Annotated in this window: 14 protein-coding genes; all 14 read left to right on the top strand. The window is 69.2% G+C overall.

Annotated elements, in window-relative coordinates:
- Nucleotides 1-12 precede the first annotated feature (12 nt).
- Nucleotides 13-1,743, top strand: a complete 1,731-nt coding sequence (locus tag AC4HOU_RS04270) for an ABC transporter substrate-binding protein (protein ID WP_163814646.1) — start codon at nucleotides 13-15, stop codon at nucleotides 1,741-1,743.
- 32 nt (nucleotides 1,744-1,775) lie between these two features.
- Nucleotides 1,776-2,348 carry an adenine phosphoribosyltransferase gene (locus AC4HOU_RS04265; RefSeq protein WP_228806470.1) on the top strand — a complete coding sequence of 191 codons (573 nt, stop codon included), beginning with the start codon at nucleotides 1,776-1,778 and terminating at the stop codon, nucleotides 2,346-2,348.
- Nucleotides 2,349-2,627: 279 nt separating this feature from the next.
- The gene (locus AC4HOU_RS04260; RefSeq protein ID WP_163814645.1) at nucleotides 2,628-5,045 is read left to right on the top strand and encodes a RelA/SpoT family protein; all 2,418 of its coding nucleotides are present in this window, start codon (nucleotides 2,628-2,630) and stop codon (nucleotides 5,043-5,045) included.
- A 429-nt stretch (nucleotides 5,046-5,474) separates the two neighbouring features.
- Nucleotides 5,475-6,995, top strand: coding sequence for a cutinase family protein (locus tag AC4HOU_RS04255; RefSeq protein WP_194990692.1), 1,521 nt, complete (start codon nucleotides 5,475-5,477; stop codon nucleotides 6,993-6,995).
- A gap of 57 nt (nucleotides 6,996-7,052) precedes the next feature.
- Nucleotides 7,053-7,964: a DUF8176 domain-containing protein gene (locus AC4HOU_RS04250; protein ID WP_195019640.1), complete on the top strand. Its 912-nt coding sequence runs from the start codon at nucleotides 7,053-7,055 to the stop codon at nucleotides 7,962-7,964.
- A gap of 15 nt (nucleotides 7,965-7,979) precedes the next feature.
- Nucleotides 7,980-8,855 carry a MinD/ParA family ATP-binding protein gene (locus AC4HOU_RS04245; RefSeq protein WP_195019639.1) on the top strand — a complete coding sequence of 292 codons (876 nt, stop codon included), beginning with the start codon at nucleotides 7,980-7,982 and terminating at the stop codon, nucleotides 8,853-8,855.
- Nucleotides 8,852-9,493, top strand: a complete 642-nt coding sequence (locus tag AC4HOU_RS04240) for a hypothetical protein (protein ID WP_163814642.1) — start codon at nucleotides 8,852-8,854, stop codon at nucleotides 9,491-9,493. The genes AC4HOU_RS04245 and AC4HOU_RS04240 overlap by 4 nt, the downstream gene beginning before the upstream one ends.
- A complete protein-coding gene (locus tag AC4HOU_RS04235) occupies nucleotides 9,490-9,912 on the top strand; it encodes a hypothetical protein (protein ID WP_194990697.1) in 423 nt (140 codons plus the stop codon). The genes AC4HOU_RS04240 and AC4HOU_RS04235 overlap by 4 nt, the downstream gene beginning before the upstream one ends.
- 61 nt (nucleotides 9,913-9,973) lie before the next feature.
- Nucleotides 9,974-10,270, top strand: coding sequence for a hypothetical protein (locus AC4HOU_RS04230; RefSeq protein WP_014351788.1), 297 nt, complete (start codon nucleotides 9,974-9,976; stop codon nucleotides 10,268-10,270).
- Nucleotides 10,271-10,278: 8 nt separating this feature from the next.
- On the top strand, nucleotides 10,279-10,548 hold the full coding sequence (locus AC4HOU_RS04225; RefSeq protein WP_228806469.1) for a hypothetical protein: 270 nt from the start codon (nucleotides 10,279-10,281) through the stop codon (nucleotides 10,546-10,548).
- Nucleotides 10,549-10,631: 83 nt separating this feature from the next.
- Nucleotides 10,632-11,234 carry a DUF8175 domain-containg protein gene (locus tag AC4HOU_RS04220; RefSeq protein WP_280210560.1) on the top strand — a complete coding sequence of 201 codons (603 nt, stop codon included), beginning with the start codon at nucleotides 10,632-10,634 and terminating at the stop codon, nucleotides 11,232-11,234.
- Nucleotides 11,231-12,049 carry a DUF8175 domain-containg protein gene (locus AC4HOU_RS04215; RefSeq protein ID WP_163814641.1) on the top strand — a complete coding sequence of 273 codons (819 nt, stop codon included), beginning with the start codon at nucleotides 11,231-11,233 and terminating at the stop codon, nucleotides 12,047-12,049. Before AC4HOU_RS04220 ends, AC4HOU_RS04215 begins: the two co-directional genes overlap by 4 nt.
- A gap of 107 nt (nucleotides 12,050-12,156) precedes the next feature.
- Entirely contained in the window at nucleotides 12,157-13,635 is a 1,479-nt protein-coding gene (locus AC4HOU_RS04210) for a hypothetical protein (protein ID WP_195019638.1), read from the top strand.
- Nucleotides 13,632-15,122 carry an SCO6880 family protein gene (locus AC4HOU_RS04205; RefSeq protein ID WP_163814639.1) on the top strand — a complete coding sequence of 497 codons (1,491 nt, stop codon included), beginning with the start codon at nucleotides 13,632-13,634 and terminating at the stop codon, nucleotides 15,120-15,122. The genes AC4HOU_RS04210 and AC4HOU_RS04205 overlap by 4 nt, the downstream gene beginning before the upstream one ends.
- Nucleotides 15,123-15,128 lie beyond the last annotated feature (6 nt).

The following is a 15,128-nucleotide window of genomic DNA, read 5'->3' as shown; positions in this document are numbered from 1 at the left end:
GGGGGTCGGGTCATGCGTCAGCCGCGAGGTTTCCTGCGCAGGCCGCATCGACTGCTCGCGGCCACGGCTGCCGCGGCGGTGGCGGCCGGACTGGCCGCCGGATGTTCGAGTGAAAGCCAGGTCCCGTCCATCGGATTCGCCGTCGACGCGGCTGTCGCCAGCTACAACGGCGGCAGCACGCTCGGCGCGAGCACCGGCGCCACCGCGGTGTTCGGCCGGGTGCTGACCGGCTTCTTCTACACCGGGCCGGACGGCCAGCAGGTCGCCGACACCGACGTCGGCACCGCCAAGGAGGTGCCGGGGGAGTCCCAGACCATCCAGTACCGGCTCAACCCCGACGGCGTGTACTCCGACGGCGTGCCCACCTCCTGCGATGATCTCGTGCTGGCCTGGGCGGCGCGCAGCGGGCGCTTCACCCGGCCCGGCGACGGCGGCCCGGTACCGCTCTTCGACGCCGCGAGCACCGCCGGATACGAGGACATCGAGCGGATCGAATGCCTGCCCGGATCCAAGGACGCGACGGTGGTGTTCCGGCCCGACCGCCGCTACCTGCCGTGGCGCAACCTGTTCACCGCCGGTGAGCTGATGCCCGCGCATATCGCCGCGCGGGCGGCGAATGTGCCGAATGTGGTGTCGGTGATGCAGTCCGGCGACCCCGGTGCCATCCAACGGCTGGCGGATTTCTGGAACAGCGGTTGGACGCTGGCCCCCGGTGAGCTGGACGTGAGCCGCTTCCCGTCGTCGGGGCCGTACCGGATCGAATCGTTCACCGAGGACGAGGGTCTGGTGCTGGTGGCCAACGAACGCTGGTGGGGCAACAAGCCCGAGACCGGTCGTGTGGTGGTGTGGCCGAAGTCCACCGATCTGGCGGCCAAGGTGGGCGAGGGCGCGGTGAGCGTGGTCGATATCGGGGCCGGGTCGGTGCCCGGGCTCGAGCTGGGCGGTTTCGAGGTGCAGCAGGTGCCGGGCCGTGGTGCCGAGCAGCTGGTGCTGTCCACCGGCGGTGTGCTCGGCTCGGTCGAGGCCCGGCGCGCCTTCGCCTCGTGTGTTCCGCGCCAGGCGCTGTTCGACGAGCTGGGCAAGGTGCCGGAGGCCCCGGAGTCGGGTCTCGGCTCCGGCCCGCTGAACTCCCGTATCCTGCAACAGGATTCGCTCTACTACCCGGCGATCATCGGCGGCGCAGAACCGTATCGCAGCGTCGATGTGGACGGGGCGAAGGCCGCACTGGCGGCAGCGGGCGCCCCGGCGCTGACCATCCGCGTCGGCTACCAGACTCCCGACGACCGCCGCGCCCGCACCGTGGCCAAGATCGCCGAATCCTGCAAACCCGCAGGTATCACCGTCGTGGACGCGGGCGCCCCCGATTTCCGCCCGGCCCAGCTGTCCGCCGGAGCGGTGGACGCCGTGCTCGGAAGTACCGCGAGCGTCCCCGGCCCGGCGGGCTCGCTGGACGGCGTGGCCGCGACCAGCGCGTTGCGGACCGGTAGCGGACTGAATTTCGGGCGATTCGGCAACGGCCGTTACGATGCGATCACCGATCAGCTTGCGGCCGACGACAACTCGACCACACGGCTGAATCTGCTCACCGAGGCCGAGGGCCTGCTGTGGGCGCAGCTGCCGAGCATTCCGTTGTTCGCCACGCCGCGCACCATCGCCTTCGGCAACGGTTTGCAGAACGGCATCGCGGCCCCCACCCAGGCGGGTACCGGTTGGAACATGGACCGGTGGGTACTGAAGCGGTGAGTTGTGGGTGATGTGACTATGGAGAGGTGTCGATGAGCAAGCACGCGGCGATCGAATCCGACGACGCAGTCGCCGAGCGGACAAGCAAGGCCGCGCAGATCGTCCAGCAGCTGACCCGCTGGCGTGACGACTTCCCCGAGCCCGGCGTCCGCTTCGCCGATCTCACCCCGGTCTTCGCCGATCCCGAAGGCTTCCGCACCGTCATCGACTGCCTGGCCGCCAACGCCCCCGACGCCGACCTCGTCGCCGCCGTCGACGCCCGCGGCTTCCTGCTCGGCGCAGGCGTCGCCGCCACCCTCGGCACCGGCGTCATCGCCGTCCGCAAGGCGGGCAAACTGCCGCCCCCGGTCGTCACCCGCGAATACGACCTCGAATACGGCAAGGCCGCCCTGGAGATCCCCGCCGACGGAGTCTCCCTCGTCGGCCGCCGGGTGCTGCTCCTCGACGACGTCCTCGCCACCGGCGGCACCCTCGCCGCCGCGGCCGACTTGTTCACCCAGGCCGGCGCCGAGATCGTGGCGGCCGCGGTGGTGCTGGAGCTGGAAGCTCTCGGCGGGCGCAAACGGCAGGGCGACTACCCGCTGTCGGCCATCGTCACGGTCTGATCGCGAGCGAGCGACCTCCGTCCCGTTCCCGGGACCGGCCGGCGATCGGGTTGCCCGGTCCGCACCGCCTCGCCGCTGCTGGCCACCCCGGGTGACGGCAGTCGCGGGCAGGGGAAGAGCGGGCTCCCGTTCGAGCGTTGTACTTCGGTACGGCAGTGCCAGTAAACGGGTTCGGCAACCTGTTGCCGAACGGCTGGCCGAGGCGAAGGCTAGAGTTGATGGTCTGGGAGGTTGCGGTGGTCGGATGAGGTTCCGGCCACGGCGTGGAGAGGTGGTGGCATGACTCAGCATCTGGGCGAGGCGAACGTCGAGCAATCGGCTGCCTCGCGGCCCGGCGGTGCGCCGGCCACCTCGTCCGATGGTGCAGCGGCCCAGCCCGCGCGACCCGCGACCCCAGGGCCCAATCCCGGTGTGGTACGCCAGCCCGGCGCGGCCGCGGTGCCGACGTCGGCGTCGCGGCGGGTGCGGGCGCGGCTGGCTCGGCGAATGACCGGTCAGCGCGGCATCGCGGCGGTCAAACCGGTGCTCGAGCCGCTGGCCACGGTGCATCGCGAGCTCTACCCGAAGGCGAACCTCACGCTGTTGCAGCGGGCCTTCGACGTCGCCGACGAACGGCACGCCAAGCAGTTCCGCAAGTCCGGCGACCCCTACATCACCCATCCGCTGGCGGTGGCCAACATCCTCGCCGAGCTCGGCATGGACACCACCACGCTGGTCGCGGCACTACTGCACGACACCGTGGAGGACACCGGGTACTCGCTCGAGCAGCTCACCGCTGATTTCGGTCCCGAGGTCGCGCACCTGGTCGACGGCGTCACCAAGCTGGACAAGGTCAATCTGGGGGCGGCGGCCGAGGCCGAGACCATCCGCAAGATGATCATCGCGATGGCGCGCGATCCGCGCGTGCTGGTGATCAAGGTGGCCGACCGGCTGCACAATATGCGCACCATGCGGTTCCTGCCGCCGGAGAAGCAGGCCAAGAAGGCGAAGGAGACCCTCGAGGTCATCGCGCCGCTGGCCCACCGGCTCGGCATGGCCACCGTGAAATGGGAACTCGAGGACCTCGCGTTCGCGATCCTGCACCCCAAGAAGTACGACGAGATCGTGCGCCTGGTCGCCGACCGCGCGCCCTCGCGCGACACCTACCTGGCCAAGGTGCGTGCCGAGATCGTCAACACCCTGGCGGCCAGCCGGATCAACGCCGTCGTCGAGGGCAGGCCCAAGCATTACTGGTCGATCTATCAGAAGATGATCGTCAAGGGTAAGGACTTCGACGACATCCACGACCTGGTCGGCATCCGCATCCTGTGCGACGAGGTGCGTGACTGCTACGCCGCCGTCGGCGTGGTGCACTCGCTGTGGCAGCCGATGGCCGGGCGGTTCAAGGATTACATCGCCCAGCCCCGCTACGGCGTCTACCAGTCGTTGCACACCACCGTCGTCGGCCCCGACGGCAAGCCGCTGGAAGTGCAGATCCGCACCCAGGACATGCACCGCACCGCCGAGTTCGGCATCGCCGCGCACTGGCGGTACAAGGAGACCCGCGGCAAGCACTCCAGCGATACCGCCGAAGTCGACGATATGGCGTGGATGCGCCAGCTGCTCGACTGGCAGCGTGAGGCCGCCGATCCGGCCGAGTTCCTGGAGTCGCTGCGGTTCGACCTCAAGGCCCCGGAAATCTTCGTGTTCACCCCCAAGGGTGATGTGATCACCCTGCCCCAGAAATCCACCCCGGTGGACTTCGCCTACGCGGTGCACACCGAGGTCGGGCACCGCTGCATCGGTGCCCGGGTCAACGGCAGGCTCGTCGCGCTGGAACGTCAGCTGGAGAACGGCGAGGTCGTCGAGGTGTTCACCTCGAAGGCGCAGAACGCAGGCCCCAGCCGCGACTGGCAGAGCTTCGTGGTCTCCCCGCGCGCCAAGGCCAAGATCCGGCAATGGTTCGCCAAGGAACGCCGCGAAGAGGCGCTGGAAAGCGGCAAGGAGCAGATCAACAAGGAAGTCCGCCGGGTCGGGCTACCGCTGCAGCGGCTGATGAACGTCGACGCGATGAACGCGGTCGCCAAGGAGCTGCACTACACCGACATCTCCGCGCTCTACACCGCCGTCGGTGAGCACCAGGTCTCCGCGCACCACGTCGTGCAGCGGCTGATGGCCCAGCTCGGCGGCATCGGCGATGTGGAGAACGAACTCGCCGAACGCTCCACGCCGTCGACCACCCCGGCCCGCCAGCGTGTCTCCGGTGACGCAGGCGTGCTCATTCCCGGCGCCGAGGGCACGGTGGCCAAGCTGGCCAAATGCTGTACGCCGGTGCCCGGCGACGAGATCATGGGCTTCGTGACCCGCGGCGGCGCGGTGAGCGTGCACCGGGTCGACTGCACCAACGCCGGTTCGTTGCAGGCCCAGTCCGAACGCATCATCGACGTGGAGTGGGCGCCATCGCCGTCGTCGGTGTTCCTGGTGGCCATCCAGATCGAGGCGCTGGACCGCACGCGGTTGCTCTCCGATGTCACCAAGGTGCTCGCCGACGAGAAGGTGAACATCCTGTCCGCCTCCGTCGCCACCCACGGCGACCGGGTGGCGATCAGCAAGTTCACCTTCGAGATGGGCGATCCCAAGCATCTCGGCCACATTCTCAACGTCGTGCGCAATGTCGAGGGCGTCTACGACGTCTATCGGGTGACCTCAGCAGCCTGATCCAGCGGCCTTCGGCTGGGTCGTCGCCCAAGCTTCGCAGGGCTGCCGCAGGCTGTCCAGATGTCATGGGGGCTTGGCAAGCTGGTTGACGAGTTCGGAAACTTTGGCACGGTTTCGCATCGCCGCGCCGTGGCGTATCCGGGGTCGAGCGGTGCGCCGTGTAAACTTTCCTCCGCTTCAGCGGTGATAGCCGGAATCTGTTACGGTCTATTGCGTTTCACGGCGCTCAGGTAACTTCTGCAATACGGATTGCGGGTCGCTATGGCTGGATGCACGACACGATTTTCGGGGCTGCTGATCGCGCTCACCGTCGCTGTGTCGACCGCTACCGCGGGTACGGTCACGGGCGGTGTGGCGGCGGCGCAGGCACCGAATGTCGCGGGCCCGTCGACGAATTTGCCGATTGATAGCTGTCCTGCGCTGTATGCCTTGGGGATTCAGGGCACCGGCCAGTCGTCCCCGGACGCCGCACCCACCACCGACACCGGAATGCTGTCCACGGTCTTCCTGCCGATGATGGCCGAAGCCCCAGATGACGGGCTCGTCGAGCGCGCTTACGTGCCTTATGAATCCGGCTTCGGCGGTGCCACCGGCGGTGGGGTGGTGCCGTATTCGGAATCGGTAGCCGGAGGGTTGTCGAGGCTGCGCAGCATGGCGTCGTCGGTGGCCGAACGCTGCCCGAACACCAGGTTCGGCATCGTCGGCTACTCCCAGGGCGCGCACGTGGCCTCGATCTTCGCTCAGGAAGTCGGGCAGGGTAGCGGCGTGCTGCCGCCCGAAAAGGTCGCCGCGGTAGCGCTGTTCGCCGACCCGACCCGCAATCCGGGCGCACCGCTGTTCCCCGGTGCGCCGGGCAAGGCCACGCCCGACGCCGCGCCCGGGACCGCCGGTGCGGAACTCGCGCGGATCGTGGCGCTGCCGCAGGCACCCGCCAGCGGTGGCGGCATCGGTCCCGAACGCGACAAGGCCGAGAACTTCGGCGCGCTCACCGGGCGGGTGGCCAGTTTCTGCGCGGCAGGCGATCTCGCCTGTGACGCCCCGGAGGGCGCGCCCATCCTGAAAGCGGTGGCCACGATCGCCGGTCAGGCCAAGCTCAGTGGTGGCGATCCGATCGCCTCGCTGGTCTCGGTCGCCCAGGCCCTGGCCTACACCTCGATCAAGACCGCGACGAAGGTGGTCAACGAGGATATCCAGGGCAATTCGCTGGCGAGTCTGTCGATCTCGCCGAAGAAGTCGATCTCCCAGCGTCTGGCCGATGCCGCCGACCCGCGCACCCCGCTCGACATCCCGGCCGCCCTGCGCGCCCTGCTCAAAGTGGGCATGATCGGACTGAACGCCGTGGTCACCGTGGTGCGCACGGTGCTGAACCCGGCCGCCATTGCCGACTTGGCCACGGCCGGGCTGAGCAATCCGCCCGCCGCGTTGCTCGCCCTCGGCACCAAACTGGTGGGCGCGATTCCGCAGCTCATCCCGCCCACCACCGGCGTGCGCCTGGTGAATCAGGCCTTCGACGCCGTGGTGCAGAACATCACCGACAACAAAGAACTGCTCAATACCACCACCTGGGTGCGGTATTGGGATACCGTCCAGCGGCACGGTGCCTACGGCACCGCCACCGTGTCGGCCGACGGCGACGCTCCGACGAAGTTCGTGGCCGACTGGTTCGCCGCCGTCGCCAGGGATCTGGCCGGCACCTTCGGTTCCGATACTGCGCCCCAGCCTGGCTCGGAGACCGCGCAGGACGCCCCGCGGGCGCCCGCGCCGGGATTCACCGAGCCCGGCCCCGGCGCGTCGACTTCACCTGACCAATCGGGTACGGGACAATTTCCCTTTGGGACAGGAGTCGACGGCGCCTCCTTTGGCGGCGCGACTGCGGACCGAACCATCGAACCGATCGCGACGACCGAACGACCCGACACACCCACCACCTACCCGTTCTCCACGAACTGATCGCCGAGAGGGTTCGACGATGCGACACCACGCGCCCCGATCTGCGGGAATGGGGGAATGTTGAAGTCGTACAAACATCTCGATCGTTGGTACGACGCCCTCGAGCCGGACGCCGGGTCGAGCGCCCCGGCACGCCCCGCCGAGGAGAGCGCGCCGGTCGCGGACGAGGACGACGGCCCCGCGAGGTACCCCGACTACATCCACGACGAGGAACCCGTCGCGCCCCCCGAGCCGCCCGTGCGGCGCAGCGAATTCACCGGCGGCTGGTCGGACTGGGTGGCCGACCGCGCGCCCGGCCCCGACGACGACTACACCCCGCGCAATGGTGACGTGGTCCGGTTCCCGTGGCCCGACGACGATCCGGAGGAGATCGCCGAACCGGTGCGCCTCGGCGCGGCGCGCGACTTGCGCACCGCGGTGAAGAGTTCCGGTGGCGGCCGGACGCGCGCGGTCCTGGTACTGCTCGCGACGGTGCTGCTGCTGGCCGCCGCCGCGGCCGGCGTGCTGTATCTGCTCGGCGGCTCCGGCGAGCGCCGTGCCGGCGAGGAGACCGCGGTCCAGTTCACCGCGGGCAGCTCCGATTCCGCCGCCGGGCCTGCGCAGCGGTGTCCGACCGAACGCACCGACGAGGTGGTGCGCAGCGCGGAGGCCGGCGGCACCGGCTCCGGCCCCGACGCGATCCTGCGCTTCCAGTACGCCTACTACGTCGACCGTTCCGCGGCGCTGGCCCGCGAAGTCGTCGCTCCCGACGCGCCGGTCTCGCCGGCCTCGGTGATCCAGCGCGGTATCGACAGCATCGCCGAGGGCACCACGCACTGTGTGCGCATCGTGACCCTCGAACAGGGCCGTTACTCGGTCGAAGTCACCGAATACCGGCCCGATGGCCAACCGGCCACCTACAGCAAGCAGATGGTCACCACCGCGGTGATCGGCGGCCGCGCCCTCATCACGGGTATCACGGCCGGATAGAGGGAGAGCAGAGCGATGGGAGACGACTGGAGCCGTTGGCTCGACGATGCGCCGGATGCCGGCGCGCCGTCGGACCGCTCCGGGCGCAGCAAGGCTCCGGTGTTGCGGTTGCGCGGCGAGCGCGGGTCCACCCGTGGCGGACGCACCGGGTATCGGCCGGTCCTGGTGGTGGGCGGTTGCGGTGGTGCGGGGACCACCACGACGGCGTTGGGCCTTGCGGGTGAGCTCGCCCTGTCGGGGGCGCAGACCGTCGCGGTGGACGCGACCGCCGCGGGCAGTGATCTCGGGCTGCGCGGCGCCGACGAACACCTGCATCCGATCAGCCTGCAGTCGTGGTTGTACGGCCGCGGCGACGACGAACCGGCTCCGCTGAAGGAATGCCTGTCGCGCTCGACCTCCGGGTTCGGACTGCTGTGGCGCGATGCGGCACCGCTGCGCAGGCGTGCGAGTTATCTCACGGTCGCCCGCGCCATCGACGACGCCGGCTACACCGCCGTCTACGACGGTGGCCATCCGATTGCCGGACGTCAGCTGCGGCCGCTGCTCGATGACGCGGATGTCGCTCTGGTGCTTGCCATTCCGGCGCGAACCGACGCCGCCAACCGGCTGCGCGTCACGCTGGAATGGCTCGACGACGAGTTCGGCGACGCCGTCGACGGGCCGGGCAGCGGCATCGTCGGCGACACCACCATCGTCATCTCGCATCAGCAGCCCGGCGTCGATTCCCGAGTTGCCGACCATTTGCGTGAACATCTGTCCGGCTGGGTTCGCGACATCGTGGAAATCCCCTACGACACGCATCTGGCGCGCGGTGAACTCGTGCGCCACATCTCGCTCGACGATCAGACGCGTCGAGCGTATGGGCGTCTTCTCGCCGGGGTGGCATCATGACCGCCGCCATGAATCTTCGCCGCCGCAAACCCGAATCCACACCGGCCGGGGTGATCGCCCCACCGGAGTCGCGGCGCGCGCCCATCTGGGACCGCCCGGTGCCCGGTGCCGGGCGTGCGCCGCTGGTCTGGTTGCTCGGTGTGCACGGCGGGGCCGGAGCCAGTAGCCTCGCGCACGTGCTCGCGCCCGCGGCGGATTCGGGCCGCCGCTGGCCCGGCGTCTTCGACCGCGAATCGCCGTTCGTCGTGCTGGTATGCCGCGAAACCATCGCCGGTCTGACCCGCGCCCATGACCTGCTGCGCCAGCACCATGCCGGTTTCGCCGGTCCGTCGGAGGTGCTCGGGCTGATCACCGTCGCGGCGCGCCCGGGCCGCATGCCCGCCGAGATCCGCCGCTACCGCGAGGTCGTCGGCTCGCTGGCCGGGCGGCTGTGGCAGGTGCCGTGGTATGAGGAATGGACCCTCGTCGAACCGGAGAAGCTGCCGGTGTGGGCACCGGGGGTGGAACCGCCGCTGAAGAAACGCAGGATCGACCCGCTCGACGAAGTTCCGCTGGAAGTGCGTGATCTCGGTGCCGAGATCGTCGCGGCCGCCCGCGAGAGCATCGCCGACGAGGCGAACGAGGAGGGGATGCGATGAGTACGGCCAGGATGCTGCACGAGGGGGCGCAGGCGGTGCTGGCGCAGGTGGGCAATCCGACGCCGGAGGCTCCGCCCGCAACGGACGCCGGATTGCAGGCGAGTCGCTGGGGAATCTGGGCGCTGCTGATCGGCCTTCCGCTGGTCGCCATCGGCGTGGTGATCTTCGTCCTGCTCCGGGTCGCGAATTCCGATCGCCGGCGCGCACCCGCACCGCCCGCCCCGCACGGCTGGGCGGCACCGGGGCAGTCGCCCGGCTGGAATGCCCCCGGCCCGCAGCCGGTTCCACCGCACGGTCAGCACGCCGGACCGGGGTGGAACCCGCCGCCGGGCCCCGCCGCCTCGAACCCGAACGGCGCGCCGCCCGCGCAGCCGGGATGGGACCGGCCACCCATGACCACCAACCCACCGGGGCACTGATGAGCGAATTGTGTGCGATGCCGTCGATATCCACCCCTCCACCCATCGAGAAAGGCACCCGATGAGCACGATCCTCCTCGCCGTGCAGGACACATACGGCACCGTTCTCGCCCAGGTGGGCAATCCGACACCCGAGGCGCCTCCCGGGTCGGAGAAGATCCTGCAGCTGGTGCGCTACCTGACCTGGTTCGTGCTGCTGTCGGGCATCTGCGGCATCACCTACGCCGGCGGTAAATTCGCCTGGGAGAAGTGGACCGGCGGCGGCCTGGAATCGCCGAAGATGGTGGCGGGCGCCATGATCGGCGGTGTCGTCGCCACCAGCGCGGGCACCATCATGAACGCCGTCATCGGGACGTGAGGTCGACGATGTCCAGTATGCGGGCCATGGAATTGCTGGCCTACAAACAGATGCCGGCCGAGGTCGTGGAGCCGATCATGCAGTTGCTGAACTGGCTGCTGTGGTTCGTGCTCATCGGTTGCCTGGCCTGGATGATCGTCTCGGCGGGCAAGCTGTGGATCGCGTTCCGCGGCGACCTGGCGATGAACGACTCCTCGCACGGCGTCCTCATGAGTCTGCTCGGCGCGGGGGTGGCCAGCACGGCATCCGGAATCGCGCTGGCCTTCCTGCCTGCATGAGCCGACGGCATCGAACAGAGAACCACCAGCCGATGAACTCCACAGTGTGTGCGCCCGTCTGCCGCCATGCGAGGTGGCGTGGTGTGCGCGGACCGGCCGCGGGCGCGTTCGCGGCGACGATGCTGCTGGCCGCGGTCGGCTGCGCGAACGGCGACAACGCGGGCCCCGGTCTGTCCACCCCGCCGTCGAACGTACGCTGGGAGCCCTTCCAGGGAGTGGCCCTGCCACACACCGACCAGGGGCCTGCGCACGAATCCGACGGCGCGGCAACGGGCTTCGATCATTCGCCGCCCGGTGCCGCGGTCGCCGCCATCACCCATACGGTGCGATTGTCAGTGGCTACCGACAGCCAGTGGCCGAAGGTGGTCGCCGCGGAGGTGTTACCAGGGCCCGGTAAGGACGAGTGGGTGGTGAATCGGCTGCTGCTGTCCATCACCGGACCGGCGTCACCGGAGTACGCGCCGCGGTTACTCGGCTACAAGATCACCGGATACACCGATGAACGCTCCACCGTGGACGTCTATACCGAGTATTCGGACAGTTCGATGGCGGTGAACCACACCGTCGTCGAATGGTTCGGCGAAGACTGGAGGTTACGGCTGCCCGACCCGGACTCGACCGAACCCGCGGTCGACGACATCGACGAATTACCCAGCGACATCGTGATATTGGAGGCCCCGCAGTGAGCGAGAAGAAGGAGCCGTACGCGCGCGATCGCGTCTCCTTCGGCGTCGTCGCCTCCGCCGCGGTGCTGACGCTCATCGTGATCGTCGGGGTCTTCGTCTATGTCGGCGGCGATGACGAGCCGGCCGGCCAGGGCAGCGTCTCGGTGGTCGACGGGCCGGGGTCGGAGGGATTCGCCGAACCGGAGGTCGACATCTTCGGCCGCCGGGTCGACATCCCGAACAACCCCGCGGGACAGCCGCTTCCGCAGAATCCCGAATCGCAGGCCAAGCCCTCGGACCCGGATTGGCTGACCGCGGCGCCTGCCGGAACCACGCAACCGCGTGGCTGGCAGCGGGTGTACGGCGCTTCGGTGCCGTTCTCCACCTCCGACGGGCCGACGCGCATCGAAGACGGTCTCGCGGTGGGCTACGCGCACACCCCGCAGGGTGCGGCGCTGGCCGCGGCGCAGATCACCTACCGGCTCAATGCCCGACCGGCGCACCGGGATCTGTATGTGCGGCAGGTGCGGGTGTCGGCGCAGCAGATCGCGGCCTACGATCGCGCGCTGGAGGCCGATCGGCTGCCCGAACAGCAGCCGGAAAGCGTGACCAGGTATTTCGTCGCCTCCGATGCGTTCAAGGTCGACGATTACGCCGACGATATGGCCATCGTGCGGCTGGCCACCCGCGCGCAGGTGGTGGACGGCAAGCAGTTGTGGGTGGCGATGCGGATGATCATGGTGTGGGACGCCGGTGACTGGCGGCTGAAGCCGACCACCTCGGAGAACCCGCCGGCGGAGTACATCGAAACGCTCGAGGGGTGGACGGCATGGTGACGGCATCGCGCAGTACCGAGACGGCCACACGCACAGGGAAAGCGCACGAGGGTGACAGGCGAACAGCTCGACCGGACCGATTCCCCGCACGAGACCGAGGGGTTCCCATGGTGAGGCGGATTGTCACGATCTTCGCGGTCATCTTCACGGTGATGATCGCGACGCCGACGGTGGCCTACGGCCAGACCTACGGCTTCGACGAGGCATGCAACGAGATCCACGAAACCCTCGACAACGTCGGCATTCCCGGCGTCTCGCTCGGTGACGCGGCCTCGGCGGTGTGCAAGGCGGGCAATGCGGCCTCCCATCCCGGCCAGGCCGCGACCGCGGTGAAGGACAAGGCATGGGATTCGACCTTCGGCAAGGTCGTCGATTCGCTGATGAAGGGTCTCGGCGAGGCGATCATCCTGGCGCTGACCTTCTGGATGAAGGTGCCCAACGAAGCCGTCAGTGATTCCGGCGCGTTGTTCACCAAGATCAACGACTACACCTATCAGGTACAGATTCTGCTGCTCATCGCGTCGGTGATGATCTCGGGCCTGAGATTGGCCGAAGCCAGACGCGGGGCCGTGATGAACGAAGCGGCCGAATCGTTCCGGATGTTCGCGCGGGTGGTGTTCAGCTCCTGGATGCTCGGTGCGGTGATCGTCGCGGGCACGGTGGCCTCGGATCGGTTCGCCGAGTGGATCATCAATGATTCCACCAACGGCAATGCCAAGAACCTGGCCGAGCTGATGGTGAAAACCAGTAAGCTGCAAGCCTTCTCGCCAGGTTTGGTTTTGATCATCGCGATCGTCGGCCTGCTCGGCGCGTTGGCGCAGATCGTGCTCGCCATCGTCCGGCAGGGCCTGCTGGTGATCGCCGCCGGTGTGCTGCCCCTGGCGGCCGCGGCGTCGGGGATGAACACCGGTAAGCAGTCCTATCAGAAGCTGGTGGGCTGGATCATCGCGTTCATGCTGTGGAAACCGGTCGCCGCCATCGTCTACATGATCGCGTTCACCACCGCGGGCCACGTCGACGAGCTGACCTCCACCTCCGGGCTGCCGGATGCCGAACAGGCCCAGCGCATGCTGGTCTCGATCGTGCTGTTGTGCAGTGTGGCGTTCGTGCTGCCCGCGCTGATGCGCCTGGTCACCCCGGCCGTGGCGATCGTCGGCAGCGGCGGCTCCGGTCTGACCGCGACCGGCGGCACGCTGCTGGCCGCCGCGGGCATCGGTGCCCTCGCCGGCACCAAGGCCGTCGGGGTGAAGGGCGCCGCGGCGCCCGGGTCGGCCGGATACTTCGGCGGTGCGGGTAGCCCGCCGCCCGGTGGTAGCGGCGGGCGCGGGGGCGGCGCACCCCGACCTGCGCCGCCACCCCGAGGCGGCGGCGGCGGAGGTGCGGCGGGCCAACCGCCACGGGCCTCCGGCGCACCCGCGGGGGCGGCCGGGGTACCGTCCGGTGCGGCGCGCGCGGCGGGCCGGATCGGCGCGGCCAGGGCCGCCACCTCCGGGATGAACCGGGCAGATCAAGTCATGGGTGATGTCGCGGGCGACCGCTGGGCCAACCGCTCACCCGACCTCGGGAGGAGCACCATTCCGCGATGACGAACCTCGACACCTACGAGCGCCGTTCCTACGGCCTGTGGCAGAAACCGCGCAGCGCCGGCCTTTTCGGCCTGCGCTGGGAAGAGACCGTGCTCGGTTTCGTCGTCGTGATCACCGCCCTGATCACCGCGATGGTCGGCGGTTTCCAATGGGGGCTGATCGTGGGTGGCGTCGGCGTCGCAATCATGGTTCCACTGGTGTGGCGGACGGGGGGCCGCTCCGGCTACGAGACGGGATTGATGATGTTCAACTGGATGCGTTCGCGCAGTCGCGGCGAGCACGTGTACCGCGGCGGCCGGTTCTCCCGGATCCCCGGCGGGGTCACCCGGCTGCCCGGGCTGCTGGCTCCGTCGAAGCTGTACGAGGGCATCGACGCGGGCGGCTATAGCTTCGGCATGATCCATCTGCCGCAGTTCGCCCAGTACACCGTGGTGCTGCGGGCCTGGCCCCAGGGCCATGAGGCGGTCGACCAGCCGGTGATCGACCGCTGGGTCTCGGCCTGGGGCACCTTCCTCGCCTCGGTGGGCCAGACCAGCGATATCGTCGCCGTCGTCCCGGTGATCGACACCGTGCCCGAAACCGGGAACCGGCTGCTCACCGAGGTATCCACGATCACCCGGCCGGAGGCGCCGGAGCTGGCCCAGCAGGTGATGTACGAGCTGGCCACCGAATTGCCGCAGGAGCGCGTGCAATTGCTGCCGCGGGTGGCCATCACGTTCAAGGCCACCACGGCCGAGCGCCGCAAGAACCCGGCCGAGGAAGCGGTGGAGATCGGGCGCAGGCTGCCCGGCATCTGCGCCGCCCTGGCCGAGGCGGGCGTGCGCGCGCAGCCGATGTCGGCCGATGAGGTGATCTCGTTCATCCGGCGCAGCTACGATCCCGCCTCGCAGGCCGATCTCGAGGTGGCCGCGGGTGAACCCGAAGGCCACGGCCTGGACTGGGCCGACGCGGGCCCGGTCTCGCACGACGAGAAGTGGGATCACTTCGTGCACGACGGTGGTCGTTCGGTCACCTGGGAGATGGACGCGGCCCCGGAAGGCGCCGTCGACGAACGGGTACTGCAGCGGCTGCTCGCCCCGAATCCCGAAGTGCCGCGTAAGCGTATCGCCATCGTGTACCGTCCGCATTCAGCCGCCGACGCCGCCGAGATCGTCGATGACGACTTCAAGAACGCGCTGGTGGCGCAGCAGAGCGAACGCGGAGTCGTCTCCGCGTCGGCGACCCTGCGGGTCGGCGCCACCCAGCAGGCCCGCGAGGAGCAGGCGCGTGGACACGGCGTGACCCGCTTCGGGGCGCTGGTGACCATCACCGAGCCCCTGCGCGGTGATCTGCCGCGGATCGAGGCGATCACCCGTGACCTGTCCACCCAGGCGCGGTTGAAGATCCGGCGGTGCTACCGCTACCAGGCGGCGGCCTTCGCGGCCTCACTCGGCTGCGGAGTGATCCTGCCCGAACACGCGACGATTCCGAAAGCACTTGCGGGGTGAGCGATT

It is taken from the genome of Nocardia sp. JCM 38205 (assembly GCF_058222935.1).
This window is presented reverse-complemented; position numbering and strand designations above follow the sequence as displayed.

Coding starts and splice junctions, on each gene's coding strand:
- AC4HOU_RS04260 (WP_163814645.1), top strand. CDS start 2,628: ATGACTCAGCATCTGGGCGAGGCGAACGTCGAGCAATCGGCTGCCTCG.
- AC4HOU_RS04225 (WP_228806469.1), top strand. CDS start 10,279: ATGTCCAGTATGCGGGCCATGGAATTGCTGGCCTACAAACAGATGCCG.
- AC4HOU_RS04235 (WP_194990697.1), top strand. CDS start 9,490: ATGAGTACGGCCAGGATGCTGCACGAGGGGGCGCAGGCGGTGCTGGCG.
- AC4HOU_RS04240 (WP_163814642.1), top strand. CDS start 8,852: ATGACCGCCGCCATGAATCTTCGCCGCCGCAAACCCGAATCCACACCG.
- AC4HOU_RS04270 (WP_163814646.1), top strand. CDS start 13: ATGCGTCAGCCGCGAGGTTTCCTGCGCAGGCCGCATCGACTGCTCGCG.
- AC4HOU_RS04265 (WP_228806470.1), top strand. CDS start 1,776: ATGAGCAAGCACGCGGCGATCGAATCCGACGACGCAGTCGCCGAGCGG.
- AC4HOU_RS04205 (WP_163814639.1), top strand. CDS start 13,632: ATGACGAACCTCGACACCTACGAGCGCCGTTCCTACGGCCTGTGGCAG.
- AC4HOU_RS04230 (WP_014351788.1), top strand. CDS start 9,974: ATGAGCACGATCCTCCTCGCCGTGCAGGACACATACGGCACCGTTCTC.
- AC4HOU_RS04250 (WP_195019640.1), top strand. CDS start 7,053: ATGTTGAAGTCGTACAAACATCTCGATCGTTGGTACGACGCCCTCGAG.
- AC4HOU_RS04245 (WP_195019639.1), top strand. CDS start 7,980: ATGGGAGACGACTGGAGCCGTTGGCTCGACGATGCGCCGGATGCCGGC.
- AC4HOU_RS04210 (WP_195019638.1), top strand. CDS start 12,157: ATGGTGAGGCGGATTGTCACGATCTTCGCGGTCATCTTCACGGTGATG.